At 63.9% G+C, this 24,432-nt stretch carries 26 protein-coding genes; 14 read left to right on the top strand and 12 right to left on the bottom strand.

The window, feature by feature from the left end; all coding sequences use genetic code 11:
• The first annotated feature begins 13 nt into the window (after positions 1-13).
• Positions 14-781 carry a 5'/3'-nucleotidase SurE gene (gene surE, locus QDT69_RS07145; RefSeq protein WP_279705907.1) on the top strand — a complete coding sequence of 256 codons (768 nt, stop codon included), beginning with the start codon at positions 14-16 and terminating at the stop codon, positions 779-781.
• 105 nt (positions 782-886) lie between these two features.
• Here surE and QDT69_RS07140 read toward each other — a convergent pair whose 3' ends face one another.
• Complete coding sequence (locus QDT69_RS07140) at positions 887-1,264, bottom strand: response regulator (protein WP_279705906.1); 378 nt, start codon at positions 1,262-1,264, stop codon at positions 887-889.
• A 372-nt stretch (positions 1,265-1,636) separates the two neighbouring features.
• Here QDT69_RS07140 and QDT69_RS07135 point away from each other — a divergent pair, with 372 nt between their 5' ends.
• Positions 1,637-2,293, top strand: a complete 657-nt coding sequence (locus QDT69_RS07135) for a protein-L-isoaspartate(D-aspartate) O-methyltransferase (RefSeq protein WP_279705905.1) — start codon at positions 1,637-1,639, stop codon at positions 2,291-2,293.
• Positions 2,294-2,403: 110 nt separating this feature from the next.
• Positions 2,404-3,780, top strand: a complete 1,377-nt coding sequence (locus QDT69_RS07130) for a LysM peptidoglycan-binding domain-containing M23 family metallopeptidase (protein ID WP_279705904.1) — start codon at positions 2,404-2,406, stop codon at positions 3,778-3,780.
• Positions 3,781-3,924: 144 nt separating this feature from the next.
• Here QDT69_RS07130 and QDT69_RS07125 read toward each other — a convergent pair whose 3' ends face one another.
• The 3 genes from QDT69_RS07125 to QDT69_RS07115 form a co-directional block, all read right to left on the bottom strand.
• Complete coding sequence (locus tag QDT69_RS07125; RefSeq protein ID WP_279705903.1) at positions 3,925-5,556, bottom strand: porin; 1,632 nt, start codon at positions 5,554-5,556, stop codon at positions 3,925-3,927.
• Between the two features lie 352 nt (positions 5,557-5,908).
• Positions 5,909-6,364: a hypothetical protein gene (locus QDT69_RS07120; protein WP_279705902.1), complete on the bottom strand. Its 456-nt coding sequence runs from the start codon at positions 6,362-6,364 to the stop codon at positions 5,909-5,911.
• 85 nt (positions 6,365-6,449) lie between these two features.
• Positions 6,450-7,421 (bottom strand): ATP-binding protein, encoded by a 972-nt coding sequence (locus QDT69_RS07115; RefSeq protein ID WP_279705901.1) that lies wholly within the window; start codon positions 7,419-7,421, stop codon positions 6,450-6,452.
• Positions 7,422-7,612: 191 nt separating this feature from the next.
• On the opposite strand from QDT69_RS07115, the gene yajC reads away from it, so the two are divergent.
• The 5 genes from yajC to QDT69_RS07090 are packed head-to-tail and all read left to right on the top strand — an operon-like array spanning position 7,613 to position 11,910.
• Positions 7,613-7,969: a preprotein translocase subunit YajC gene (gene yajC, locus QDT69_RS07110; protein ID WP_021081225.1), complete on the top strand. Its 357-nt coding sequence runs from the start codon at positions 7,613-7,615 to the stop codon at positions 7,967-7,969.
• A gap of 41 nt (positions 7,970-8,010) precedes the next feature.
• Complete coding sequence (gene secD, locus QDT69_RS07105; RefSeq protein ID WP_279705900.1) at positions 8,011-9,615, top strand: protein translocase subunit SecD; 1,605 nt, start codon at positions 8,011-8,013, stop codon at positions 9,613-9,615.
• 10 nt (positions 9,616-9,625) lie between these two features.
• On the top strand, positions 9,626-10,660 hold the full coding sequence (gene secF, locus QDT69_RS07100; RefSeq protein WP_279705899.1) for a protein translocase subunit SecF: 1,035 nt from the start codon (positions 9,626-9,628) through the stop codon (positions 10,658-10,660).
• Between the two features lie 6 nt (positions 10,661-10,666).
• Positions 10,667-11,050, top strand: a complete 384-nt coding sequence (locus QDT69_RS07095) for an Mth938-like domain-containing protein (protein WP_021081228.1) — start codon at positions 10,667-10,669, stop codon at positions 11,048-11,050.
• Positions 11,047-11,910, top strand: coding sequence for a phytoene/squalene synthase family protein (locus tag QDT69_RS07090; protein WP_279705898.1), 864 nt, complete (start codon positions 11,047-11,049; stop codon positions 11,908-11,910). Before QDT69_RS07095 ends, QDT69_RS07090 begins: the two co-directional genes overlap by 4 nt.
• Here QDT69_RS07090 and QDT69_RS07085 read toward each other — a convergent pair.
• The 4 genes from QDT69_RS07085 to QDT69_RS07070 form a co-directional block, all read right to left on the bottom strand.
• A complete protein-coding gene (locus QDT69_RS07085; RefSeq protein WP_279705897.1) occupies positions 11,907-12,191 on the bottom strand; it encodes a DUF1488 family protein in 285 nt (94 codons plus the stop codon). The genes QDT69_RS07090 and QDT69_RS07085 overlap by 4 nt on opposite strands.
• A gap of 93 nt (positions 12,192-12,284) precedes the next feature.
• Positions 12,285-13,388 carry a serine/threonine protein kinase gene (locus QDT69_RS07080; protein WP_279705896.1) on the bottom strand — a complete coding sequence of 368 codons (1,104 nt, stop codon included), beginning with the start codon at positions 13,386-13,388 and terminating at the stop codon, positions 12,285-12,287.
• Positions 13,389-13,393: 5 nt separating this feature from the next.
• Positions 13,394-14,827 carry a methylenetetrahydrofolate--tRNA-(uracil(54)-C(5))-methyltransferase (FADH(2)-oxidizing) TrmFO gene (trmFO, locus tag QDT69_RS07075; RefSeq protein ID WP_279705895.1) on the bottom strand — a complete coding sequence of 478 codons (1,434 nt, stop codon included), beginning with the start codon at positions 14,825-14,827 and terminating at the stop codon, positions 13,394-13,396.
• Between the two features lie 212 nt (positions 14,828-15,039).
• Positions 15,040-15,192: a DUF1127 domain-containing protein gene (locus QDT69_RS07070; RefSeq protein WP_016846063.1), complete on the bottom strand. Its 153-nt coding sequence runs from the start codon at positions 15,190-15,192 to the stop codon at positions 15,040-15,042.
• Between the two features lie 733 nt (positions 15,193-15,925).
• On the opposite strand from QDT69_RS07070, the gene QDT69_RS07065 reads away from it, so the two are divergent.
• Entirely contained in the window at positions 15,926-16,210 is a 285-nt protein-coding gene (locus tag QDT69_RS07065) for a hypothetical protein (RefSeq protein ID WP_279705893.1), read from the top strand.
• Positions 16,211-16,293: 83 nt separating this feature from the next.
• Here QDT69_RS07065 and QDT69_RS07060 read toward each other — a convergent pair whose 3' ends face one another.
• On the bottom strand, positions 16,294-17,292 hold the full coding sequence (locus tag QDT69_RS07060; protein WP_279705892.1) for an AraC family transcriptional regulator: 999 nt from the start codon (positions 17,290-17,292) through the stop codon (positions 16,294-16,296).
• A gap of 520 nt (positions 17,293-17,812) precedes the next feature.
• Here QDT69_RS07060 and QDT69_RS07055 point away from each other — a divergent pair.
• Together QDT69_RS07055 and QDT69_RS07050 are read left to right on the top strand one after the other, a co-directional pair.
• Positions 17,813-18,238, top strand: coding sequence for a DUF3574 domain-containing protein (locus QDT69_RS07055; protein WP_279705891.1), 426 nt, complete (start codon positions 17,813-17,815; stop codon positions 18,236-18,238).
• Positions 18,239-18,330: 92 nt separating this feature from the next.
• Complete coding sequence (locus QDT69_RS07050) at positions 18,331-19,326, top strand: AraC family transcriptional regulator (RefSeq protein ID WP_279705890.1); 996 nt, start codon at positions 18,331-18,333, stop codon at positions 19,324-19,326.
• Positions 19,327-19,502: 176 nt separating this feature from the next.
• Here QDT69_RS07050 and QDT69_RS07045 read toward each other — a convergent pair whose 3' ends face one another.
• Positions 19,503-20,318, bottom strand: a complete 816-nt coding sequence (locus QDT69_RS07045) for a lytic murein transglycosylase (RefSeq protein WP_279705889.1) — start codon at positions 20,316-20,318, stop codon at positions 19,503-19,505.
• Between the two features lie 233 nt (positions 20,319-20,551).
• The gene (locus QDT69_RS07040) at positions 20,552-21,463 is read right to left on the bottom strand and encodes a DUF2189 domain-containing protein (protein WP_279705888.1); all 912 of its coding nucleotides are present in this window, start codon (positions 21,461-21,463) and stop codon (positions 20,552-20,554) included.
• A 288-nt stretch (positions 21,464-21,751) separates the two neighbouring features.
• Here QDT69_RS07040 and QDT69_RS07035 point away from each other — a divergent pair, with 288 nt between their 5' ends.
• Both QDT69_RS07035 and QDT69_RS07030 read left to right on the top strand, forming a co-directional pair.
• A complete protein-coding gene (locus QDT69_RS07035) occupies positions 21,752-22,165 on the top strand; it encodes a DUF3597 domain-containing protein (RefSeq protein WP_279705887.1) in 414 nt (137 codons plus the stop codon).
• A 102-nt stretch (positions 22,166-22,267) separates the two neighbouring features.
• Entirely contained in the window at positions 22,268-23,059 is a 792-nt protein-coding gene (locus tag QDT69_RS07030; RefSeq protein WP_279705886.1) for a fumarylacetoacetate hydrolase family protein, read from the top strand.
• An 11-nt stretch (positions 23,060-23,070) separates the two neighbouring features.
• Here QDT69_RS07030 and QDT69_RS07025 read toward each other — a convergent pair whose 3' ends face one another.
• Positions 23,071-23,343 (bottom strand): GNAT family N-acetyltransferase, encoded by a 273-nt coding sequence (locus QDT69_RS07025; protein WP_279705885.1) that lies wholly within the window; start codon positions 23,341-23,343, stop codon positions 23,071-23,073.
• A gap of 101 nt (positions 23,344-23,444) precedes the next feature.
• On the opposite strand from QDT69_RS07025, the gene QDT69_RS07020 reads away from it, so the two are divergent.
• On the top strand, positions 23,445-24,389 hold the full coding sequence (locus QDT69_RS07020) for a tetratricopeptide repeat protein (protein ID WP_279705884.1): 945 nt from the start codon (positions 23,445-23,447) through the stop codon (positions 24,387-24,389).
• Positions 24,390-24,432: the final 43 nt, after the last annotated feature.

The following is a 24,432-nucleotide window of genomic DNA, read 5'->3' as shown; positions in this document are numbered from 1 at the left end:
GGCACTTTGACGGATGCGAATTCTCTGCACCAATGATGACGGCATCCACGCTCCCGGCCTGCAGGTCGTCGAGCAGATCGCGCGCGCCCTGTCCGACGACGTCTGGATTGTTGCTCCCGAACTCGACCAGTCCGGTGTCTCGCATTCGCTCTCGCTCAACGATCCGCTGCGCCTGCGCGAAGTCAGCCCGCGCCATTTCGCGGTCCGCGGCACGCCGACCGATTGCGTCATCATGGGCGCGCGCCACATCCTCGGTGACAAACTGCCGGATCTCGTGCTCAGCGGTGTCAACAAGGGCCGCAACGTCGCCGAGGACGTGGTCTATTCGGGCACCATCGCCGGCGCACTCGAAGGCACCATCCTGGGCTTTCCGTCATTCGCACTCTCGCAGGAATTCTCAATCGAGACGCGCAACGCGCCGCTGTGGGACACCGCGCTGAAGTTCGGACCCGACATCATCCGCAAGGTGATCGACGCCGGCGTGCCGAGAAATACCGTTATCAACGTCAACTTCCCGTCCTGCATGCCCGATGACGTCAAGGGCATCCGCATCACGCGGCAGGGCAAGCGCAATCAGGGCTTCCTGAAGATCGATCGCCGGCACGACGGGCGCGGCAATCCATATTTCTGGATCGGCTTCGAGCGCGCGGCGATGATGGATACGCCGGCCGAGGGCACCGATCTCGCTGCGCTTGCCGCGCGCTACGTCTCGGTGACGCCGCTGCGGCTCGATCGCACCGATGAAGTGTTTTCGGAGACGCTGGTCGAAACGCTGAAGTGATCTCTTGTAGCCCGGATGAAGCGAAGCGAAATCCGGGGCCGCTCGGAATGTGTGGACGGTTTCCCGGATTGCGCTTCGCTCCATCCGGGCTACGGATCAGGTGATCTAGACCGGCGCGCTCCCCATCGCGCTGGAGATCACCTGGGCGAGGGTTTCCAGCTGGAAGGGCTTTTGCAGGGCCGGACGGTCGCGATATTCCGGAGGCAGGCCGGACGAGCCATAGCCGGTGGCGAAGATGAAGGGGCGATTGCGGGCGTTGATCAGCTCGGCGACCGGGGTGATCACCTTGCCGTTGACGTTGACGTCGAGGATCGCGAGGTCGAATTCGGTCGATTGCGCGAGCTTGACCGCTTCGCCGATTTCGCCGGCCTCGGCCGCGACACTATGGCCGAGCTCTTCCAGCATATCGGCGACCATCATCCGGATCATGACCTCGTCCTCCACGAGGAAAACTGAACAGCCCGCCGGCCGTATCGCTGTCATGATGGAATCCTTGCCCGTCCCTGAAATAGGCTCGCAAATAACACTACAAGGCGCAATGCAAACGTTTGGGAATTAGTCGGTTTCCAGCGCGCGCCGCTGCATCGCCGGATGGTCCTGACTGACGCGTTGCGCAAGATTCGTCGAGACTCTGACGGGGGGCAATGGGTCAACCGTCGCCCGCGCATCTCGGCATTATCAGCGCATCGCTGTCGATTATATGGGAAGCTTGCGGATTGGCGCCAACACGAAATCAGCATGCTGGTTCCTGGCCGGGAACAAAAGGATGACGGGAAATTTTTCCTTAACGCGGTATTTCGGATTTCAATGGCATCTAGCGGGAGCAAGATTCCGCGCTGCTGCCCAGAGACGCTGATGAACATGGCCCTGAAGCCCGATCCGACCGAGAAGATGATGTTTCAGCTCACCCTGCGGCGGCGAGGGGTCAGCGATCAGGCGGTGCTGCGCACGATGGAGGAGGTGCCGCGCGAGATGTTCGTCGATCCGCGCGATCGCAACGAGGCCTATCGCGACAGCGCGCTTGCGATCGCCTGCGGGCAGACCATCAGCCAGCCCTTCGTCGTGGCCTACATGACCGAGCAGCTGCAGCTGCAGAAGGACCACCGCGTGCTCGAGATCGGCACCGGATCGGGCTATCAGGCGGCCGTCCTGTCCCGGCTGTGCAAGCAGGTTCTGACCATCGAGCGGTACCGGACACTGGCCGACAGCGCGCGCAAACGGCTTGAAAAGCTCGGCTATTACAACATCGAGGTGCTGCTCGGCGACGGCTTCGACGTTCCGGCGGGGGCGGGCGATTTCGACCGCATCATCGTCACCGCGGCGATGGAGCAGATCCCGGAGAAGCTGCTGGAGCGGCTCGATCCGGACGGCATCCTGATCGCCCCGGTCGGACCGCACCAGGGCACCCAGACCCTGGTCCGCGTGGTTCGGACCGAGAGCGGCTTCGACCGCAAGGAACTCGTCGACGTCCGCTTTGTGCCGGCGCTGCCGGGAATCGCGCGCGAATTGTAATTTTGGCGATTTGCTGCTTGGCACCAACGCCTTATTCGCAGGGTTAAGCGGTTATTTACTCGCGAGGTGTTTACTCAAAACAGTCTTTTGTTGCGTACGAGTGAGTAACCATGTCTGGGGTTGTTGAGTTGCTTCGCTCGCGTCGCGTGCCGCAGGTTGCGGTGCTGACGCTGATGTCCATGGCTTTTGCCGGTTGCAGTGCCGACATGTCGTCGCGCTTCTCGCAAAACTCCTACTCGCAAAATCCGTTTGCGTTCGATCCGCAGCCGACCGGCACCGTGCAGGCGCCGCCGCCGCGCGAGCTGCCGCAATACGCGCGGCCGCGAACCCAACCGCAATATTCGCAGTATCAGTCGCAGCCATTGCCGCCGCCGGTTGCCGCGCCGCAGTCCTATCCGGTCGCCAATGCCGGCGTCTCCGGAGGCGGACGCGGGATGTCGTCCTACACCCCGCCGCCGGCGCGCCCGCAGATCGAAGCCACCGGCAGCGTGCCGCATTCGGTCGCCGCCGCGCATGCTTCGCATAGCGGCACCACCATCATCGTCGGCACCAGCGACACGCTGGAAGTGCTGGCGCGCCGCTACAATGTGTCGACCGCCGAGATCCTGCACGCCAACGGCTACAAGGGGCCGCGCGCGCTGTCGCCCGGCCAGCAGCTGATCATTCCGCGTCCGGGGGCCGTCGCCGCAGCGCCCGCCATGGCCGCACCGGCCACGCGGCCCGTTGCCATGGCGGCCGCGCCTGCCGGCGTCCACTATGTCAATCGCGGCGACACGCTGCACAGCATCGCGCGCCAGCATCACATCCCGGTGGCCGAGCTCGCGCGCGCCAACAATCTCGACCAGTCGGCCCGGCTGAGCCTCGGCATGAAGCTCGTGGTGCCCGGCGCCAAGACAGCGATGGCAGCTCCCGCGCCGGTTGCGCAGCCTGTTGCCGCCGCACCGGTCGCTGTCGCTCCGGCGCCGGCCATGGCCGCCCCGAAGGTCGTCGCCACGGCGCTGCCGCAGCAGAGCGCGCGGCTGGTTCAGCCGACCGCAACGGTCGAACAGCCGGTCGCCGCCGCAGAAACGCCTGTCGTCACCAAGTCGAGCGAAGCCACCGGCGCATTGCCGACGTTCCGCTGGCCGGTGCGCGGCAAGGTCATCACCGCCTACGGCTCGAAGACCAACGGCAAGGTCAATGACGGCATCAACGTCGCGGTGCCCGAGGGCACGCCGGTGAAAGCTGCCGAAGACGGCGTCGTCGCCTATTCGGGCAATGAGCTGAAGGGTTACGGCAATCTCGTGCTGGTTCGCCATTCCAACGGCTACGTCACGGCCTATGCCCATGCGAGCGAAATCCTGGTGAAGCGCGGCGATACGATCAAGCGCGGCCAGGTGATCGCCAAGTCGGGTCAGACCGGCGAGGCAGGCTCGCCGCAGCTCCACTTCGAAATTCGCAAGGGATCGTCTCCGGTCGATCCGCTCCAGTTCCTCAACGGCGCATAAGCTACGCGCCGGGACTTCCAAGGGACTTCCAAGTCTCGCAACAAAGACAACGGGGGAGGTGCAAGCCTCCCCCGTTTTGTTTTGGAGCATGATCCCGGAAAAGTGGAAGCCGGTTTTCCGCAAGGATCATGCTCAAACAAAAATCTAGAAGTCGAAGGTCATGCCGGTCGTGATTGCTTTGGCCTTGTTGCCGGCAACGACGTTGTTGTTGGCATCACGTCCGCACACGCCATAGCCGTGACCGCTCACACCGAGGCAGTAATGCGCGCCTGGGCCGTTGCGCAGATAGCTGCCGACGAGATACCAGGTCGCGAACGGGCTGAAGTGATACTTGACGCCTGCCGCATACTGATCGGCGCTGCTGTCGACGCTGTTGAGCGCGAAGTCAGCCGAGCCGGCCGCCGGAGTGACGGTGTAGTTGTTGAACACGCCGGTCCCGGGTGAACCCGGCGAGGCGTTGGCGTGAGCCCAGGATGCGCTGACGTCCCAGGCGCCGACCGATTGCGTGGCGCTGACGAAGTAGCCGTCACGCGACCGCTCGTTGAAGTCGGCAACAGTGTTCTCGCGGCGCATGATCTCATAGATGCCGTAGAGTTGCAGTTTGCCGATGCCGTCGTTGAAGCCGTAGCCGGCGCCGAATTTCGCGGCCCATTCGTTGGCGATGCCGACGGCGCCTGGCGGCACGATCAATACGCCGCCATTGCTGAGCGGCGTCACCGCCTCGTCGCCGGTGCGGTTGGTGCCCTCATGCATCTCATAGGCTGCGACAGCGGTGAACGGTCCTTGATTGTACGTCAGCGATGCGCTGTAGAGGTTGCCGTATGAGCCGTCGGTGCAGCCCTCCGGCGCCGCGGTCAGCGGGAAGCCGCTACCGCTGCCGCGGGCCGAGGTGCCCGGACAGTTGAAGTCGCCGAGCGCGAAATCGCTGTTGTCGCGCGCCGTGTTCTGTCCCGGCGAAGCCATCAAGGTCGCCTGGAAGCCGTTCCAGATCGGCGACTCGTACCAGACCGCGTGCGCGGCGCGCCAATCGAACTCGGCACGCAGGTCGCCGCCGGTGTTGCCCATGATCGAATTGTAGTCGCCGAGCGTCGCCGAGAAAGGATCGAACTTGGCGGTGGATTTCTTGTACGGCGTATCGGCCTTGCCGGCCTTGATCGCACCCCACGGCGTTTCCATTCCGATATAGCTGTCGCGCGTGCCGAACGCGGCGCGCTCGGTTGGCGTCGCGGCAACCTCGACCAGCGATTCGAACTGCGCCACCGCGGCCCATCCGGCGAAGCCATACGGCTCGAGATTGTGCCGGGCGCGAACGCCGAAATAGGTGAGGTTGCTCGCAACGCCGAACTTGTTGCCCTGATCGAACACACCGGCGTTGAAGAAGTCGCCCGAGAGGTCGACGTGACCGTAGAGCGTGACGGTGGTGTTGTCGACGAAGGCGTTGCTGCCGGTCGCCTTGGTGTAGAGCGGCGCGCCACCGATGCTGACGACGGCGTGTTCGGGCGGTGGTGGCGTCGGTGAGGGCGCAACGCCCGCGTGCTGGACCGGATTGCCCTTTGGTGGGGTGGCGGCTGCGGTTGGGGGCGGAGCCGGGTGGCTCGCGATGTGGTTCACGCGGTCCCTGAGTTGAGCGTTCTCCTTGGCGAGCTTCGCATTGTTTCGTTCGAGTGCATCCAGACGCGCCATAACGTCGTCGAGCGTTGCCGCGTGCATCGGGCCTTGCATGAGCGCCAGGCACACCGCAGCGGATGCCGTTCCTGCGAGAAGTCTTTTCTTCATTCATTCCCCCATTTGCCAGTTGCCTCTGCGGGGTGCAGGGGCTGCAAACGGGCGGAAATTCTAAGGTATACGAAATGCCAGATACACCGGTGCCGAACGCGCGCAAGGCGATAAACGTGCTGTGTGACATAAAGGGTACTATAGTACTTCTGCACTGCATCAATTTGTCGCATGGTGAGATTCGGAATAAAATTTGACTTACTTGCTGCAGATTGAAGTTGTTGATGTAATGGCTCTTTGTGAACTGCGTCAGTGTTGCTGACAGATTATAATCGCAACGCAACATCAGACAGCGAAATTGGGATAATGAATGCCAAATCCGGGCGAGGGCGCACTCGCTTGAGGTTTTATATTACCCCAGTGGATCGAGCCCGCCTGATATCCGGTCGACCATCTCGCGCAGGAATTGCGGCGGCCCATACGCGTGCCATTCGCCGTCCGACTGCAGCAGCAGGGGCCGTCGCATGTCACGGCTGAAGGCTTCGAGCCAGGCACGCGCCTTTGCCTTCGGGCGGGCGCCGACGGCGACCGCGACGTCAACCGGGATCGTCCGCCAGACGAAGTTTGCGGGAAGGAAAATGAGATCGGATCGGTCCGGACGCATCCAGTCGGGCAGCGGGCTCGTCGGTGCCAGCCATCCGCAGACGAAATTCTGGCAGGGATCGACCGGACGCTCGGCGTAGATCGTGCATTTGCCCACGCTGCTGAACGGGCACGGCTGCCCGGGATGGACGTCGTGGTCGCGAATCCGGATCTTCAGCCAGCCATCGCAGCAAGCGGTGCACTCGCCACAGCGTCTCGCAGTCATGTTTGGATTGGCCGGCATGGGTCCGAGTGTACCCATGCCGCGCCGAATTCAGAAGGCCCGCGGTCCGCTGCAAGCGCCGCTTGCGCTAGGCCCCGCTCAGCCGCACGCCGAGCCGGCCGGCAAGCTCCTGGGTGTACTGCCAGGCGACGCGGCCCGAGCGCGAGCCGCGGGTGGTCGACCATTCGAGCGCCTCTCGCTCGAGCTCGTCTTCGCCGATCTTGATGCCGTAATGGTTGCAATAGCCCTTCACCATTGCGAGGTACTCGTCCTGGCTGCAGCGGTGGAAACCGAGCCAGAGGCCGAAGCGATCCGACAGCGACACCTTCTCCTCGACCGCTTCGCCCGGATTGATCGCGGTCGAGCGTTCGTTCTCGATCATCTCGCGCGCCAACAGATGGCGCCGATTCGATGTGGCATAGAGGATGACGTTGTCGGGGCGTCCCTCGATACCGCCTTCCAGCACCGCCTTCAGCGACTTGTACGAGGCGTCGTTGCCGTCGAAGGAGAGGTCGTCGCAGAACACGATGAAGCGGAACGAGGAGCCGCGCAGCAGCTCCATCAGGCCGGGCAGGCTCTCGATGTCCTCGCGATGGATCTCGATCAGTTTCAGCCGGTCGGCCGGCTTGCGGTCGACATTGATGCTGGCGTGCACGGCCTTGACCAGCGACGACTTGCCCATGCCGCGGGCGCCCCACAGCAGCGCATTGTTGGCGGGCAGTCCGTTGGTGAAGCGCTCGGTATTCTCCATCAGGATGTCGCGCATCCGGTCGACGCCCTTGAGCAGGCCGATCTCGACGCGGCTGACGCGCGGCACCGGGGCAAGGCGGCCGTCCGGATGCCAGACAAAGGCGTCCGCGGCGCCGAACGAGCGAGCCGGATCGGACGCCGGGGAGGCGGCTGCGAGGCGGCTCGCAATGGCTTCCAGGGCGCTCGCGATCCGCTCGGCGGCCGCGCCGTCGAGCGCCGTCGCCGGGCGTTTTGTCGCGGCGTTTGCGGTACGCTTGGCGGCAGCTTTGGGGGCGGTTTTGCTGGTTGTTTTTTTGGCTTTTTTCGGCATTTGTCCAGTTCCTGTCGGCGCAGCCTTATCGGGCTGGCGGCAGTCCCGCAAGCGCCCTAAATGAAGGTCCGTTAACGTTGCAATTGGGACCGCGGCCGCTATAGTCCGCGCGAATTTGTCCGGACCGCCATACCGCCCCGAAGGTCGAGGGCACTGCCGGTTCTTTCCCGTCTTATCCGAGGATCGTCCGAATGCTGATTACTCCTGCGTTTGCTCAGGCTGGAGCAAGTGGTGACACCAACAGCATGTTGATGTCGCTGCTGCCATTCGCGCTGATCTTCGTCATCATGTACTTCCTGATTCTGCGCCCGCAGCAGAAGAAGGTGCGCGACCATGCCGACCTCGTGAAGAACATCCGCCGCGGCGACACCGTGGTGACCTCGGGCGGCCTCGTCGGCAAGGTGACCAAGGTGGTCGACGACGACCAGATCGAGTTCGAGATTTCGGACGGCGTCCGCGTGCGGCAGATGCGGCAGATGATTTCGGGCGTGCGGACCAAGGGTGAGCCGGCGAAGGGCGACGCCAAGGACGAGGCATCCGCGAGCTGATCGCCGCGGAAGCCTTTTGCCGAATCTGACAGGTCAATTCGATGTTGTATTTCACGCGGTGGCGAGCGCTGGGGATTATCCTGACAGCGCTGGTGGTCTGCCTGTGCGCCGTGCCCAATTTCTTCCCCGAAGCGCAGGTGAAGACCTGGCCGACCTGGGCGCAGCGGCGCCTCGTCCTCGGCCTCGATTTGCAGGGCGGCTCCTATCTGCTGCTCGAGGTCGACTCCAACTACGTGAAGAAGGAGAAGCTCGAGCAGGTCCGCGACGACACAAGGAAGGCGCTGCGTGACGCCAGGATCCTCTTCAACGGCGGCGTGCAGATCCGCAACGACGGTGTTGAGGTCCGGATCACGAAGGAGGCCGATGTTCCGGCGGCGATCACCAAGCTTCGCGAGGTTGCGCAGCCGATCGGTGGCTTGCTCGGGTCCAGCGGCCAGCGCGATGTCGACGTGACCGATGCCGGGGGCGGGTTGGTCCGTCTGACTGTGTCGCAGCCCGCGATGATCGAGCGGATGCGCAAGACCATCGAGCAGTCGATCCAGATCGTCGAGCGCCGCGTCAACGAGCTGGGCACCGTCGAGCCTGTGATCCAGCGCCAGGGCACTGACCGCATCCTGGTGCAGGTCCCGGGCCTGCAGGACCCGACCCATCTGAAGGAGCTGCTCGGCAAAACCGCGAAGATGGAATTCCGCATGGTCGACACCTCGGTGTCGGCCGATCAGGCCCAGCAGGGCCGGGTGCCGCCGGACTCCGAACTGTTGATGAGCGCGTCGCCGCCGCCGGTTCCGTATGTCGTCAAGAAGCAGGTCCTGGTGTCCGGAGGCGAGCTCTCCGATGCCCAGCCCGGCTTTGACCAGCGCACCGGCGAGGCGATCGTCAGCTTCAAGTTCAACACGTCGGGAGCGCGCAAATTCGCCCAGGCCACCGCCGACAATGTCGGCCAGCCGTTTGCGATCGTGCTCGACAACAAGGTGATCTCGGCGCCGGTGATCCGCGAGCCGATCACCGGCGGGCAGGGCCAGATCTCCGGCAGCTTCACCGTGCAGTCGGCCAACGATCTGGCGATCCTGATGCGCGCCGGCGCGCTGCCGGCGCCGCTGACCGTGGTCGAGGAGCGCACCGTCGGTCCCGGCCTCGGGCAGGACTCGATCGAGAAGGGCGAGCTTGCGGCCTATGTCGGCTCGATCCTGGTCGTCGTGTTCATGCTGCTGACCTATCGGCTGTTCGGCGTGTTCGCCAACATCGCGGTGGCCATCAACGTTGCCATGATCTTCGGGCTGCTGTCGCTGCTCAACGCCACGCTGACCTTGCCCGGCATCGCCGGCATCGTGCTGACTGTCGGCATCGCGGTCGACTCCAACGTGCTGATCTACGAGCGCATCCGTGAGGAATTGCGCGGCGGCCGCAACGCGATCTCGGCGATCGACGCCGGCTTCAAGCGGGCGCTGGCGACCATCCTCGACTCCAACATCACCACCTTCATCGCCGCCGCCGTGCTGTTCTATATCGGCACCGGGCCGGTTCGCGGCTTTGCCGTGACGCTCGGCATCGGCATCATCACCACGGTGTTCACTGCCTTTACCCTGACGCGCTTGATCGTCGCCGCATGGGTGCGGTGGAAGCGGCCGCAAACCGTGCCGATCTGAGAGGCCTATTGTGACCCATACCGTTCTCATTGGCCTTGGCATCCTGATTGCCGTGCTGACCGTGGTCGCAGTGCTCGGTCTGCTGCCGTCGCTGCGCATCGTGCCCGACGATACGCATTTCGACTTCACGCGCTTCCGCCGCATCAGCTTCCCGATCTCGGCGCTGCTCTCGATCCTCGCCATCACGCTGTTCTTCACCCATGGCCTGAATTTCGGCATCGACTTCAAGGGCGGCACGCTGCTGGAAGTACGGGCCAAGTCAGGCACCGCCGACATTGCCGCAATGCGCACGACCCTGAACGGCCTTGGTCTCGGCGAGGTGCAGTTGCAGCAACTCGGCGGTTCGGGCGAGGCAGACGTGCAGATTCGCGTCGCCGAACAACCGGGTGGCGACAAGGCCCAGCAGGACGCGGTGGGCAAGATCCGCGGCGCGCTCGGCGATAACGTCGACTACCGCCGCGTCGAAGTGGTGGGACCGCGCGTCTCCGGCGAGTTGCTCGCCTACGGCATGCTCGGCCTGATGCTCGCGATCGTCGGTATCCTGATCTATCTCTGGTTCCGGTTCGAATGGCAGTTCGCGCTCGGCGCAATGATCGCCAACGTCCACGACATCGTGCTCACGATCGGCTTCATGTCGATCACCCAGGTCGACTTCGACCTCACCAGTATCGCGGCGCTGCTGACGATTCTCGGCTACTCGCTCAACGACACCGTCGTCATCTACGACCGTATCCGCGAGATGCTGCGGCGCTACAAGAAGATGCCGATGCCGCAGCTGCTGAACGAATCGATCAACTCGACGCTGTCGCGTTCGATCATCACCCACGTCACGGTGACGCTGGCGCTGCTCGCACTGCTGCTGTTCGGCGGCCAGGCAATCCACAGCTTCACCGCCGTGATGATGTTCGGCGTGGTGCTGGTCGGCACCTACACCTCGATCTTCATCGCGGCGCCGATCCTGATCTATCTCGGCGTTCACACCACGCGGGGTGAGGCGCAGGATGCGCCGGCCAAGAAGCCGGACACGGCGGCAGCCAAGAAGTAGCCGGTCATGAGCAACCCCTCGGACGCTCCCCATCTTCCGAGGTCGGCGCCGATCGAGGCCTACGGCAAGGGCGGCTTCGCGTTTGCCGATATGTCGCATCGCGGCTCGCTGTTGTGCCTGCCGGACTCGATCTGGGCCTGGCCGGTCACGAGGCCGCAGGACATCGACGAATATTCGCTGCAAAAGGTGTTTGCGGCAGCGAATGCGATCGACACGCTGATCGTCGGCACCGGCACCGAGGTCTGGGTGCCGCCAAAGGGCCTACGCGAGGCCCTGCGTGCGGTCCGCGTGGTGCTCGACCCGATGCAGACGGGCCCTGCGATTCGCACCTACAACATCATGCTGGGTGAGCGGCGCCGGGTCGCGGCTGCGCTGATTGCGGTGCCATGAGCGCGGTGGAGGCGCCGAGGGACGGCGCAGCCTTCTGCGCCGATCTGGTGCGGACCCATGACTTCGTGCGCTACGCGTCGACCTTGTTCCTGCCGGGTCCGGAGCGCCGGGCGCTGCTCGCGATCTATGCCTTCAACATCGAGGTCTCGCGCGTGCACGAGCAGGTCAGCCAGCCGCTGCCCGGCGAGATGCGGCTGCAATGGTGGACCGACATGTTGGCAGGCGCCGGGCACGGCGGCGTCGAGGGCAATCCGGTCGCGGCCGAGCTGCTCTACGCGATCCGCAATCACCGCCTGCCGGTCTCGCCGTTCTCACAGCTGGTCGAGGAGCACCAGTTCGATCTCTACAACGACCCGATGCCGACGCTGGCCGCGCTCGAGGGCTATCTCGACGCCACGGCGTCGGCGCTGTTCTCGCAGGCCACGCGCGTGGTGGCGCGGCCATCGGAGGCGATCGATCACCTGGCCCGCCATGCCGGCCTTGCCCAGGGCATGGCGCAGGTCATTGCATCGCTGGGCCGTGACGCATCGCGGCAGCAGCTGTTTCTGCCGTTGCAGCTGCTGCAGCAGCACGGCGGCAGCAAGGAGGAGGTGTTTGCCGGCAAGCCGACGCCGAACATCCGCGCTGCGATCGATCAGCTTGCGGACGAAGCGCAAGGCCATCTCAAGACCGCGTTCGGGCTGCTTGCGGACGTACCATCCGGCGTGCGGCCGATCTTCCTGCCGCTCGCCCACGTCAGGCGCGAGCTGAGCCGGGCGAGGGCAGCCGACAACGATCCGTTTCTACCGAAACCGGTCTCGCGCCTTCGCACGCTATGGACCTTGTGGCGAGCCGCGCGCACCGAAGAGTTCGGCCGCTAGCTCGGTTCCTTGGCGATGTGCTTGGTGAAGATCCGGACCGTGACGCCCTTGACCATCGGGCCGCTGTCATAAATGTCGGATGCAATCTGTTCGACCGCGTCGCGCAACGCGACGAATTGCGCCTGCCGCGCCATGCTGGCTGTTCCACGCGTACCGGCCAGCTCGTCCATTGCGGCGTCGCTGATCTGGCATTCAACTTCCTGATCGCCGTGCATCATGGTGAAACCGAACGCCAAGCGTTCGGAATCATATCCCCCGATACGGCCACGGGTGAGTGGCATTAAACTTGTCCCTTGAGCGCGCTAGCCCACGCAAAGAGTGGGGCTTCGCGCCGCGTTTGTCGAGGGCCACGCGCACACCAAGATGCGCGCAAATTAGCCGACGGGCCGATCCATCTCGGCGACTTCGAAATTGAATCGGTCGCGCAGATTCTTGCGTTGCTCGAGGATGTCCTTGAGGAACTCGCGATCGGCGTCGCTGCGCATCATCGGCTCGATCAGGTCGATCTGATTCATCGCGACAAGCTGCAGGATTTCGGTGCGCGGCTTGCCGGCCGCATCGCGCGGCAGCGCGTGCACGATCTGGATGTGTTCGGGCGGCTTGACGCCCTTGGCTGCGGTGAGCTCGCTGCGCAGCGTCTTTTCCAGCGCCGACTGATCCGCCTCGACGAAGGCGTAGAGCCCGACGCCGACGCGCCGGTCGGCAAAGGCGACGATCGCGGCATCGCGCACGTCAGGATTCCTGCGGATCAAATCGACCAGCACCGGGGCGTCGTTGACCAGCCGCCGGCCGCCGCCTTCGCGGTCGGTGAAATTGAAGATGCCGCGGGTGATCGCCTGGTAGACCTTCTTGCCGGTTTTCAGCCAGATGCTGGCGGCCGCGGACTTCTTCGCAAGCACCTTGCGCTCCATCGGCGTCAGCGCCTCCGGCGCGTAGCTGCGCTTGTGCTTCAAGAGATGCCGCAGATCCTCATAGGCGGCGATGCGGAACAGCCGGCTGCGACTCTTGAAGCAGGCGGCGAGCTGGAAGTCGGTGAGATAGGCGCGGCCGTCGCGGCCGACCAGCCAGTTCTGCTCCTTGGCGAGGTCGTTGTGGCAGATGCCGGCGCGATGCAGCTTGCGCAATGCGGCCTTGGCGGAACGGAAATACGCGACGTCGCCATGCGGCTTCGCCAGATGCAGCGCCGCACCGTCGATGAAGCCGCGCACCAGCGCGCGCCGGCCGGCCCACAACAGCTTGGGCCCGACGTCGAGGTCGCGCGCCAGGGTCAGCGCGCGGCGTTCGCGCGAGAACAGATGCAGCGCCACGGCGAACGACCAGAACGGCACCTGATCGAGCCGGCGCAGCACGCCCTCGACCTCGCCGTCATCGGCGCGGAAACGGCCGCGCTCGACGGTCGAGAACACGTCGCGCTTGAGCAGCACGCCCTGGCTCCATCGCGCCGACAGGGTGGCGTCGTCGTCTTTCGGCAAGCTCATGTCTGTCAGGCCGCTGCCGCAACGCGCAGGTGCTCTGCAATCCAGTGATCGAGGTCGGCGAGCGCCCGCGCGCTGATCGCCTGCTTCTTGGCGACGGTCTTCTCATTGCCGCGCAGCCGCGAGCCGTCCGGCTTCTTGGTCGGCGCACTGGCCAGCGGTGGGAATAGGCCGAAATTGATGTTCATCGGCTGGAACGAGCGCGACCCGGCATCGATGGTTTCGATATGGCCACCGGTAATGTGGCCGAGCAGCGCGCCGAGCGCGGTGGTCGCAGGCGGTGGCGTCAGCGCGGCGCCGCGCATGTCGGCGGCGGCGCACAGGCCGGCAATCAGGCCGACGCTGGCCGACTCGACGTAGCCCTCGCAGCCGGTCATCTGGCCGGCGAAGCGCAGCCGCGGCTGTGCGCGCAGGCGCAACTGCGCGTCGAGCAGCTTCGGCGAATTCAGGAAGGTATTGCGATGCAGGCCGCCGAGGCGGGCGAACTCCGCGTTCTCGAGGCCCGGGATGGTGCGGAACACGCGCTGCTGCGCGCCGTGCTTCAGCTTGGTCTGGAAGCCGACGATGTTGTAGAGCGTGCCGAGCTTGTTGTCCTGCCGCAACTGGACGATCGCATATGGCTTCACCGTCGGATCGTGCGGATTGGTCAATCCGACCGGCTTCATCGGCCCGTGGCGCAGCGTCTCGTGACCGCGTTCGGCCATCACCTCGACCGGCAGGCAGCCGTCGAAATATGGCGTGTTGGTCTCCCAATCCTTGAAGTCGACCTTCTCGCCGTCGAGCAGCGCCGTGACGAAGGCGTCATATTGCTCTTTGGTCATCGGGCAGTTGATGTAGTCGGCGCCGGTGCCGCCGGGACCGACCTTGTCGTAGCGCGACTGAAACCAGGCCACCGACATGTCGATGGAGTCCTTGTGCACGATCGGCGCGATCGCATCGAAGAACGCCAGCGCGTTCTCGTCGGTCAGCTGCCTGATCGCGTCGGCGAGCGGTGCCGAGGTGAGGGGACCGGTCGCGACGATGACGTTGCTCCAGTCGGCCGGCGGCAGGCCCGCGACCTCCTCGCGGCTGATCTCGATCAGCGGGTGTTCGTTCAGCGCCTTGGTGACGGCGGCGGAAAAGCCGTCGCGGTCGACGGCGAGCGCGCCGCCGGCCGGCACCTGATTGGCATCGGCCGAGCGCATGATGAGGGAGCCCAGCCGCCGCATCTCGGCGTGCAGCAGCCCGACTGCGTTGTTGGCCGCGTCGTCGGAGCGGAACGAGTTCGAGCAGACCAGTTCGGCGCAGCCGTCGGTCCGGTGCGCCTCGGTCATCCGTTGCGGGCGCATTTCGTGCAGGACGGCGCGGACGCCGGAATTGGCGACCTGCCAGGCGGCTTCCGAGCCGGCGAGCCCCGCGCCCACGATGTGCACGGGTTGGGAAGAGGATTGATGCGGTGTCATCGCGCAGCGTTAGCGCGTTTCGTGACCATATGCATCTGAAACCGCGCCGCAGTTTCAAGCGAAGTGGATACCGGTTCGCGTGAGGAAAACGCGTCAAACCAAGGGGATCGGGGCCTATCCGTTCCGATGTCATCGGAACGGATAGGCCCTGAAAACGACAACGCCCGCTGTGGAAGCGGGCGTTATCCGTTCATCAGATGGCTTGCGGCCGATTAGCCGTTGTAGGTACCGGCGGCAACGCGCGGAATGTCCGAGCGGTCGAGGCCGATATCGGCCAGTTCGCGATCGCTGAGCTGGGACAGTTCGCTGACATTGCGCTGATAATCCCGGAAAGCCTGGATCATGCGGATGAGCGAGAGCAACATGGTAGTCTCCTAGTAGTTCGGATTCAGCTTTTCCAAAGCCTCATCGTTGAAGTGAATATAGATGATATAGTGCAGTGCGGTAGTTCCAATGTTGCGATGCAGCTAAGCTCAAAATGCATGGCGGAGGTAAGTTCCGGTTAACCGTTTGCGGCATCAGGAACGAGGCAGAGGGCGGAAGTTCCGCCGGCATCGCCGCTCTCGATAAAATCTTCTATAGATCAGTGAGTTGCTAGGGATCCCGCTGGCCTTTACCGCATTAAGTATGTGGTAATTACAGACCGCGTGATCAAGCTGAAATGGCGTCGTGAGTGAATGATCACGTCGATGTGTTCCATGCGTGATTCGCATGCAACATCCTGCTATTAGAAATGAGTTTTAGTTCATTGTATGGTCGCGCCGACGCTCAGCGGACGTAGCGTCAATCAGCCGCATTGACTCTTGAGGTAATACGGCACTGCGCGCCGCGCGGATTTGGGCCGGGTGCAGGAAGTCGCGGGGGATCGCCTGCTGCTTATCGGAAATGGGTTGATTGAAGTGAACGCCTCCAACCGCGCTAATGCGGCGCCGCTTCCTTACCGGCTTGTAATCAAAACACTATGCAACGCATGCGCGATCCGCGTGCAGCGCTCATCACATTCGTATCGCGCGAAGTTCATTCTGAGCGGCGCCGGGAACAGCGAATAATCATCCCGCAGATTCCGCAATCACGCAGGTTTCTGTTCAAGAACAAAAGATGGAACATCCCATGATCAAGACATTGATCGCAGCGACCACCATGGCTGTCGTCGTCTACGCTGTTGCCCCGGCTCAGGCCGCTCATCGCCATCACATGGGCGTCGGCTGCAGCGGCGCCAATTTCGGCAAGACTGAAGCGGCGGTCGAAGCTATGGCTGACAATGAGGTCAAATTCGCGGCGGAGAAGGAAGTCTCGCTCGCCCAGGACGCGATGCTGAACAACAAGTGGGGCGAATGCGGCGCGCACCTCGGCAAGGCTGCTGAAGCCAGCATGGCGAAGTAAGCTTTGATCATGACGATAAGGGCCGATTGCCTGGGGCAATCGGCCCTTTTTATTTGGCTGGAGCGCGATCGGCCTGGACTGAATCAGGAGCCATTGTTCGCGATCAGCCCTCTGCGCACCGCTTCACGCACGTCCGAGGGAGGCGCTCCGTATTGCCGGCGGAAGGTGCGGTTGAAATAGGACACGTCGCCGAAACCAACCTCAAAGGCGACCGCGCTCACAGGCCGATCGGCGTAGCGCGGATTGACCAGCAATCGATGCGCTCGCGCGAGACGGCGCCCGAGCACGAATTGCGAAAATGTGGTCCCGTCGCCTTCAAACATCCGTTGCACTTGGCGCGGGGTGACGCCGTGCCGCCGCGCGACAGCCGCAACCGTGAGATTGCCGTGATTGAGATGGTCGATGATATCGGCCTTGATGGCACGCAGCCGCGCTGCGTGGACGCCCCGCCCATGGGCAAGAGCCGCGGCATCTCTCGTTGCGCCGAGCGCTACTGCGATCAGATCGTGTACGTGCGAGGCCACGTGGTGCTGTAGCTGAGGCGTGGCAAGCGCATCATCCTCCTGCAGCGCTCCGACATAGCTCACCAACAATTTCAGCGCTTCGGTGGAGCGTGCAATCGGCTGCATCACGGAGGAATCGACGCTGCTCACCAGCGGCGCCAGTGCCGGCCGCGGAACGTGAAGGCACAGAATCTTCGCCGGGGCGGGGCAGAGCATCGCGACCGGATCCGCCGAGCTGACCAGCAGCCCGTCACCGGCGCTCCACGTGACCTCGCGTCCACGCTGCACCATCGTGGCATCGTGCGAACCCAACACCAGGGCAAGCCCGTCGTTGCCATCCGCCAACTGTTCGGCACCCCGCTCGTAGCGAAACGCCGACATGCTGGCCGACGTGATGGACAGCCCGGGTAGCATCCGCACGGTTACATCCGCATGCAAGGAATGATCCGGCAGTGGCGCGAGGTCGGCCTTCAGCACCAGCCGGCCGTACAGATCGCGCCATGCGGCCATACGGTCCTTCTCGGCAAAATCTTCCAGGGAAAACCGGGAAAGTGCAACGTCGTTGGCCGTCGAGGTCATCGGGAAACTCAGGCTGTCGCAACAGATGTCGCCGGACTGCCGCGTCTGGTTCACCAAGGCGACCCGGTTCGGCGGCAACAAACGAACGCAACGCAGGGCTTCTAGCCAATGACCCGGCGCTGTCAAAGTGCCCTACGTATGCTCCATCCACGGTTCCCTCAGGGGGGCAGGTGCAGTCCGGGGTGAAACGCACGTCCCATTGGCCGGAACGTATCCAGATTGAAATACCGACCCGCCAAGTCGTTTTGATCCAAGGCGTTGTCGCGCCTGTCCAAGCCGGTGGGCGGACAAGTCATTAAAACCCATAGCGCAAAATTGGCCTGCTCGCAGAAGGATAACGGGTGATTTTAGCACTATTTTTGCGTGTCCATAGCGCGCCCGGCGACGTCAGGCTTGCCATGGGCATCATCGGTGTACTGGGCCTGCTCCTCGGAATGTTCCTGTTTGCCCGGATCGTGTACCGGACCGCAACACCCAAGACGTCGGCGGCCGGAGTGGCAAAGCTCACAGTTCGAACTTCATGCGCGCACTGATCCACGCCGCGGCGTGGCTTGTCCTCGTTGCGGGAAGCAACGCATCCGCCGCCGAAGGCGCAGCAACTTCCTGCCAGCTGATCAACGGCAAGTCGATGATGCAGGCCGAACTGTTGTTTGGACGTCGTATCGCCGGACACGGCCGCGTATCGGACGCCCAGTGGTCGGACTTCCTTCTGAAGGAGGTGACGCCGCGCTTTCCCGATGGATTGACCCTGCTCAGGGCTTCCGGCCAGTGGCGCGACCCGGACACGGGCCGGATCACACGCGAGCAGTCCTTTGTCGTGCGCATCATCGCTGCCGAGACCCCGGAGACCTTGGCGCGCTTGACGCAGATCGGCACCGCGTACAGGCAGCGCTTTCATCAACAGTCGGTTGGCCTCACGCTCTCGACCACTTGCGCATCGTTCTGACCACTTGCTGCAACCGGCATCCCCGCCGCGCGCGACGTTAGCCGCTGGCCGGATGGCAAGAATCTTGGGTCCCCACCCATGAGGATGCGCCGATGACAATGAAGCCGCAAAGTATCATCGAGTTTCGGTTCTCGACTGCTGATTGGGGTGAACGAGACCGATTGGCGATTTTCCGGGAACAGGTCGGACGGCTGGTCATGAAGCTCGACCCGGAGCCACTGATCGAAGGTGCATTCCATGCCGAAGCGAGGTTGTGTGAGTTGCCCGGCCTTGGCACTAGCCTTGGCACCGGATCCTGGGCGTGCACCAACCTGCGGGTCGTAAGACCGCGCGAACTGCTCGACGGTACTGATGACCTCGTCCTGACGATCGCAACAAGCGGCAGCATGAACGCATCACAACGCGGTCGGGAGGTCACGCTCGGCCCGGGCGAAGCTGTGCTGATGTCGAGCGCGGAAGTCGGCCGCATGGCCGTCCTCCCACAATCGCCAACCCGCTTCATCGGCCTCAGGCTGCCCCGCAAGGCGTTGGCGCCGCTGGTCTCCAATCTCGACGACGTGCTGATGCGTGGTTTGCCATCGAACACGGAAGCGCTGCGGTTGCTCACGCTTTACCTTCGGAAACTGGACGACGGATATCGTCTTTCGACGCCCGGACTGCTCGATGCCGTGGTCACCCATTTGATCGACCTCGGGTCGCTGGTCGTCGGCGCGAATTCGGACGGGACGGCCGTCGCGCAAGATCGAGGGCTCGCGGCCGCGCGGTTCGCCGCGGTCAAGGCCGACATCTCCGAGAATCTCAGCTACGGCGATCTGACCTTGCTCGCCGTGGCGGCGCGCCTGCGGCTCACGCCGCGTTATATCCAAAGACTGTTCGAAAGCGTGGACACGACGTTCTCGGAATTCGTGCTGGCTCAGCGCCTGGCGCACGCGCATAGGCTCTTGACGGACCCGGTCCGGAGCGACAGCACCATCGGCACGATCGCGTTTGAATCGGGATTTGGCGACCTGTCCTACTTCAATCGGACGTTTCGCCGGTATTACGGCGCAACGCCGTCGGACATCCGCGCCGCATCGCTACGCCACTGACGGCAAACGCTTCAACGGCATACCGTCGCGATTGTCGCTGGTCGGCGATGCTGAACGGCAAGATCGGCGCCTGCCGGGGCCGCGCGCCCTGGCATGGCGAAGTGAATCTTGATCAAGGCGATAAAGGCCGATTGCCCGGGGCAGTCGGCCTTTGACCTACCTTATGGCGAATGACCTTATGGCGCTTTGGCCAGCTGGGTGGCGAAGTAGCCGATCGTCTTGGCGTACACCTCGCTCTTATTCCACTGCTGGATGACCGCGAAATTCTCGCTGCCGGGCTCCCATCCCTTGCCCTTCTTCCAGCCGTAGCTCTTCAGGAAGTTCGCCGTCGACGCCAGCACGTCCGGCACGTTGTGCAAGAGGTCGCGCTTGCCGTTGCCGTCAAAGTCGACCGCGAACTTGATGTAGGACGACGGCATGAACTGGGTCTGGCCGATCTCGCCGGCCCAGGCACCTCGCATCTCCTGCGGTGCGAGATCGCCGCGCTCGACGATGCGCAACGCATCCATCAACTCGGCCTTGAACATGTCGGAGCGGCGGCAATCATAGGCCAGCGTCGCCAGCGAACGCAGGGTCGGAAACTTGCCGGTGTTGACGCCGAAATCGGTTTCCAGGCCCCAGATCGCGACCAGGATTTCGCCGGGCACGCCGTAGGCTTCCTCGATACGCGACAGCACCGAGCCGTAGCGCTTCATCATGTCGGAGCCGCGATTGAGCCGCGGCGGCACCATGCGGCCCGAGAACTGCTCGAAGGTCTGGCTGAACACCTGCTGCGAATGATCGCGCGCCAGGATCGCCTTGTCCTGCGTGACGCCATTCAGCCCGGCTTGGATCGCGTTCTGTGAAATACCTTTTGCCACGGCCTCTTTCTTGAAATCGTCGAGCCAGGACTCGAATGTGCCCGTGCCGCATTGGGCGGCGAGCGCAGATGCGGTCGAGGTCAAGAGCCACGCCCCAACGGCGAGCGTGTGAAGGGACAAGCGAGAGGTCATAGGCAATTTCACTCCGAAGTCTGCGATGTCATCGATTGGTCGCGCAACGCGGCGGGTATGTTCGCGGCAACAGCGGCCAAAACAAGGCTCGTGATAGGGCCGTTTTTCTCAGGTCGCGCTGCAAATGCCACGCCAACTTCACATCCATTTGACGGTCCGGGACGACAAACCGCCGGCCGAATATATCGACCGGCGGTTGCTGTGACGTTTACGAGTTCAGGTTGACCTGGCGCCTATCCGCGATCGCTGCGCCGCCACGGGAACAGGTTGGCGGGGAAGTCGGCGGCCGGCTTGCGCTCGCGCGGTTCGGGGAACACCGGCCGTGCGTTCGGATCCTTGACGATGACCTCGCGATAGAGATGCCAGGTGGCGTGGCCGAGCAGGGGGATCACGACGGCAAGCCCGAGGAAGAACGGGATCGTGCCGAGCACCAGCAGCACCGCGACGATCAGGCCCCAGGCCGCCATCGGCACCGGGTTCTGCGCGACGGCGCGCATCGACGTCACCATGGCTTCGCCGGCGGTGGCCTGGCGGTCGAGCATCATGGGGAAAGCGACGACGCTGATGCAAAGCGCCACGAGCGCGAACAGGAAGCCGACGCTGCAGCCGACCACGATCAGCCACCAGCCTTGCGGGGTGGTGAGCACGCGCCCGGCGAAATCGGGAATGTCGGCCGCAATCGCATAGCCGAACACCGCCGTGTAGATCGCCTGCGCGGTCGCAATCCAGGTCACGAACAGTGCGAACAAGATCGTTCCGACCCCGAGCATTGCGCCGAATGACGGCGAGCGGAATACCTGAATGGCGTCCCACGCGGATGCTTCACCGCCGTCCTCGCGGCGGCGGCTCATCTCGTAGAGGCCGATCGCGGCAAACGGGCCGAGCAGGGCAAAGCCCGCGGCCAGCGGAAACAGCAGGGGCAGCACGGAATAGCCGTGCACGGTGCGCGCAAGCACGATGCCGAGCACCGGATAGATCAGGCACAGGATAATGGCGTGGCTTGGCACCGCCTTGAAGTCTTCCCAGCCGAGACGCAGCGCTTGGTGCAGATCGGACAGGCCGATGGTGCGGATGACGGGCGCAGACGCGGCACCTTCACCGCTCTGCGTCATCGATGTGACATTGCCTTGGTATGGTGTGGCCATGGTCGTTGACTCCCTCTGAGCGGGCGCATTCTGCGCCCGGCGCGCGGGCACAAACGTACCGCCTCTCGAAGCGATCACGAGCAAGCCAGACGCGAAAGACAGAGCAGGGAACTGGCCGTGTCGCGAACTGTTGAGTGAGGGTACTCCCAAACCGCGTCAAAAGCACTCACGCTTAAGTGAATGTCGCATTGGCAAGGTATTGAGGGGGCGATACACTTGAACTGCGACCGCGGTCAGCCGGCGCACCGCCGTGTGACCTTCACATCTCAACTCTCTTGGGAGCGAACGATGAGCATTTTTGGAAAAATCATGGGCGCGATCTTCGGCAGCAGCGCCAGCGCGTCGCCGGCCGGCGGATCGGCCACAAGCGCAGCTCCCGCCGGTGGATCCGGCAGCGCGTCGCCGTCTCCTGCCGCAGTGCCCGCCGGTGCTGCGCCCGCTCAGTCCGTGGACGTCGCCCCCATCCTCGACAAGGCGGTTGCCGCGAAGGGCGAGAAGCTCGAGTGGCGCACCTCGATCGTCGACCTGATGAAGGCGCTCGACATCGACTCCAGCCTGTCGGCCCGCAAGGAGCTCGCCAAGGAGCTCGGCTACAGCGGCGACACCAACGATTCCGCCAGCATGAACATCTGGCTGCACAAGCAGGTGATGACCAAGCTCGCGGCCAATGGCGGCAAGCTGCCCCCGGACATCAAGCATTAACGGGGCGATCGTCCCGCACACGGCCAGGGCCCGCGCCAGCGCGGGCCCTTTTTTATGGAGCGGCGAGCCACTATAGATCGGCCAACAAGAAGGAGAACATCCATGACCGATCTCGATCGCCGGACGATGCTTGCGACCGGCGCCCTCGCACTGGCCGGCGCCGCTGCGCAATCCGCGCCGGCCCATGCCGAGGCCGCGCCGAAGGCGCTATTTCCGGTCCCGGCCGTGACGATCCCGATCGTCGGCGCCACCGAGGTATTCCAGGTCCGCCGCATCTACTGCATCGGCCGCAACTATGCTGCGCACGCGATCGAGCGCGGCTCCGATCCGACGCGCGAGCCACCGTTCTTCTTCCAGAAGCCGACCGATGCGATTCAGAATGTCGCGGTCGGCACCGTCGCCGATCATCCTTATCCGTCGCTGACCAAGAACTATCACCACGAGGTCGAACTGGTCGCGGCGCTCAAGTCGGGCGGCAGCAACATTCCCGCCGACAAGGCGCTCGACCACGTCTTTGGCTACGCGCTCGGCCTCGACATGACGCGGCGCGACCTGCAGAACGGTATGGCCGCGGAGAAGAAGCCGTGGGAGATCGGCAAGAGCTTCGACCACGCGGCGGTGCTCGGGCCGATCCATCCGGCTGACAAGACCGGCCATTTCACGCAAGGCGCGATCTCGCTCGCGGTCAACGGCACGGTGCGGCAGAGCTCGGATCTGAAGAACATGATCTGGAGCGTCGCCGAGCAGATCGCAACGCTCTCCGAGGCCTTCGAGCTGAAGGCCGGCGACATCATCTATTCCGGCACGCCGGAGAATGTCGGCCCGGTCGTCAAGGGTGACGTGCTGCTCTGCAAGCTCGAGGGCTTGCCCGACATGTCGATCAAAATCGTCTGACCAAAACGGCGTTAGCCGGCAAGATCCGCATATTCCGGATGCTTGTTGAGGTAGTCCACCACGAAGCCGCAGCCGGCGATGACCTTGCGGCCGTCGGAGCGGATCAGCTCCAGCGCGCCCTTGACCAGCTCTGACGCGATGCCGCGGCCGCGCAGGGCGCGCGGTGTCTCGGTATGGGTGATGATCACGGCCGCCGGCGTCCGCCGGTAATTCGCAAAAGCGAGACCGCCCTCGGTGTCGAGCTCGAAGCGGTTTTGGTCCCTGTTGTCGCGGACGGCAGCCATCGCAAAATCCTGACTTGATTCACTGACCTTGATCTAAGCGCGTGAACCCGCCGGTGCAAAGCCGCGACCAACCCGCATATTGGCATTTGTGGATTGACGATATGCGCATTTCGGCCTGCCTGACCGCCGCATTGCTCGGCGCCGCGCTGACGCTGCCAAAGCCCCCGCAAGCGGCTGCCGCCGATGATCCGAGTTGGCAGACCTGCATCGGCTCCACGACGGCCCCGGGCGATCGCGTGACTGCCTGCACGGCTGTCATCGACGGCAAGACCCAGACCGGCAGGCATCTGGCCGGGGCCTATTGCAACCGCGGCCATGGATTGACCGAGAAGCGCGAGTTCGATGCCGCGCTCGCCGACCTCAACGAGGCGATCAAGCTCGATCCCGCATTTGCCTGCGCGTACACCAACCGTGGCCGCGTCTACGCCTTCAAGCAGGATCTCGACCATGCCATCGCCGACTACGACGAGGCGATCCGGATCGATCCGGGCTTTGCGATGGCCTACAACAACCGCGGCGATGCCTGGCTCAACAAGGGTGATCTCGACCGCGCGCTGGACGATCTCAACCTCGCAATCAAGTACAGTCCGCAGCTCTCCACGGCCTATGGCAATCGCGGCTTCGTCTACTACCGCAAGCACGACGCGGCGCATGCGATCGCCGACTTCACCACCGAGATCAAGCTCGATCCCAACGTGCTCGCCTATATCAACCGCGGCAATGTCTACCGCGAGGCCGAGCAGCTTGACCGCGCCGCGGCCGACTACGGCGAGGCGACGAAGCTCGCGCCGACCGACGCGCGCGGGTGGCGCAACCGCGGCATGATCCGGCTGTTTCAGGGCGACAACAAGGGCGGGCTCGCCGACTACGACAAGGCGCTGCAATACGATCCCGCCGACGTCTATTCCTGGAACAACCGCGGCCAGGCCAAGCTGCGGCTCGGCGACAAGAAGGGCGCGGCGGCCGATTTCCGCAAGGCGCTCGAGCTGCAGCCCGATCTGAAGACCGCCAGGGAAGCGCTGGCGCGGCTCGACGGGACACGGTGACGCACGGCGCCCGCAGTAGTCGATCCTGCCGCGTTGCACACAC

It is taken from the genome of Bradyrhizobium sp. CER78, assembly GCF_029846235.1.
Classification (GTDB): domain Bacteria; phylum Pseudomonadota; class Alphaproteobacteria; order Rhizobiales; family Xanthobacteraceae; genus Bradyrhizobium.
The sequence above is the reverse complement of the archived record's forward strand: the minus strand, read 5'-3'. Positions and strand labels throughout refer to the sequence as shown.

Bases quoted from the DNA above. Each gene is read 5' to 3' on its own strand.
- QDT69_RS07130 (WP_279705904.1), top strand. From the start codon at position 2,404: ATGTCTGGGGTTGTTGAGTTGCTTCGCTCGCGTCGCGTGCCGCAGGTT.
- QDT69_RS07115 (WP_279705901.1), bottom strand. From the start codon at position 7,421: ATGCCGAAAAAAGCCAAAAAAACAACCAGCAAAACCGCCCCCAAAGCT.
- QDT69_RS07050 (WP_279705890.1), top strand. From the start codon at position 18,331: ATGACAATGAAGCCGCAAAGTATCATCGAGTTTCGGTTCTCGACTGCT.
- QDT69_RS07030 (WP_279705886.1), top strand. From the start codon at position 22,268: ATGACCGATCTCGATCGCCGGACGATGCTTGCGACCGGCGCCCTCGCA.
- QDT69_RS07020 (WP_279705884.1), top strand. From the start codon at position 23,445: ATGCGCATTTCGGCCTGCCTGACCGCCGCATTGCTCGGCGCCGCGCTG.
- QDT69_RS07025 (WP_279705885.1), bottom strand. From the start codon at position 23,343: ATGGCTGCCGTCCGCGACAACAGGGACCAAAACCGCTTCGAGCTCGAC.
- QDT69_RS07070 (WP_016846063.1), bottom strand. From the start codon at position 15,192: ATGTTGCTCTCGCTCATCCGCATGATCCAGGCTTTCCGGGATTATCAG.
- QDT69_RS07065 (WP_279705893.1), top strand. From the start codon at position 15,926: ATGGAACATCCCATGATCAAGACATTGATCGCAGCGACCACCATGGCT.
- QDT69_RS07080 (WP_279705896.1), bottom strand. From the start codon at position 13,388: ATGAGCTTGCCGAAAGACGACGACGCCACCCTGTCGGCGCGATGGAGC.
- QDT69_RS07040 (WP_279705888.1), bottom strand. From the start codon at position 21,463: ATGGCCACACCATACCAAGGCAATGTCACATCGATGACGCAGAGCGGT.
- QDT69_RS07125 (WP_279705903.1), bottom strand. From the start codon at position 5,556: ATGAAGAAAAGACTTCTCGCAGGAACGGCATCCGCTGCGGTGTGCCTG.
- QDT69_RS07045 (WP_279705889.1), bottom strand. From the start codon at position 20,318: ATGACCTCTCGCTTGTCCCTTCACACGCTCGCCGTTGGGGCGTGGCTC.
- QDT69_RS07135 (WP_279705905.1), top strand. From the start codon at position 1,637: ATGAACATGGCCCTGAAGCCCGATCCGACCGAGAAGATGATGTTTCAG.
- QDT69_RS07120 (WP_279705902.1), bottom strand. From the start codon at position 6,364: ATGACTGCGAGACGCTGTGGCGAGTGCACCGCTTGCTGCGATGGCTGG.
- QDT69_RS07055 (WP_279705891.1), top strand. From the start codon at position 17,813: ATGCGCGCACTGATCCACGCCGCGGCGTGGCTTGTCCTCGTTGCGGGA.
- surE (WP_279705907.1), top strand. From the start codon at position 14: ATGCGAATTCTCTGCACCAATGATGACGGCATCCACGCTCCCGGCCTG.
- yajC (WP_021081225.1), top strand. From the start codon at position 7,613: ATGCTGATTACTCCTGCGTTTGCTCAGGCTGGAGCAAGTGGTGACACC.
- QDT69_RS07035 (WP_279705887.1), top strand. From the start codon at position 21,752: ATGAGCATTTTTGGAAAAATCATGGGCGCGATCTTCGGCAGCAGCGCC.
- QDT69_RS07095 (WP_021081228.1), top strand. From the start codon at position 10,667: ATGAGCAACCCCTCGGACGCTCCCCATCTTCCGAGGTCGGCGCCGATC.
- trmFO (WP_279705895.1), bottom strand. From the start codon at position 14,827: ATGACACCGCATCAATCCTCTTCCCAACCCGTGCACATCGTGGGCGCG.
- secD (WP_279705900.1), top strand. From the start codon at position 8,011: ATGTTGTATTTCACGCGGTGGCGAGCGCTGGGGATTATCCTGACAGCG.
- QDT69_RS07085 (WP_279705897.1), bottom strand. From the start codon at position 12,191: ATGCCACTCACCCGTGGCCGTATCGGGGGATATGATTCCGAACGCTTG.
- QDT69_RS07090 (WP_279705898.1), top strand. From the start codon at position 11,047: ATGAGCGCGGTGGAGGCGCCGAGGGACGGCGCAGCCTTCTGCGCCGAT.
- QDT69_RS07060 (WP_279705892.1), bottom strand. From the start codon at position 17,292: ATGACCTCGACGGCCAACGACGTTGCACTTTCCCGGTTTTCCCTGGAA.
- QDT69_RS07140 (WP_279705906.1), bottom strand. From the start codon at position 1,264: ATGACAGCGATACGGCCGGCGGGCTGTTCAGTTTTCCTCGTGGAGGAC.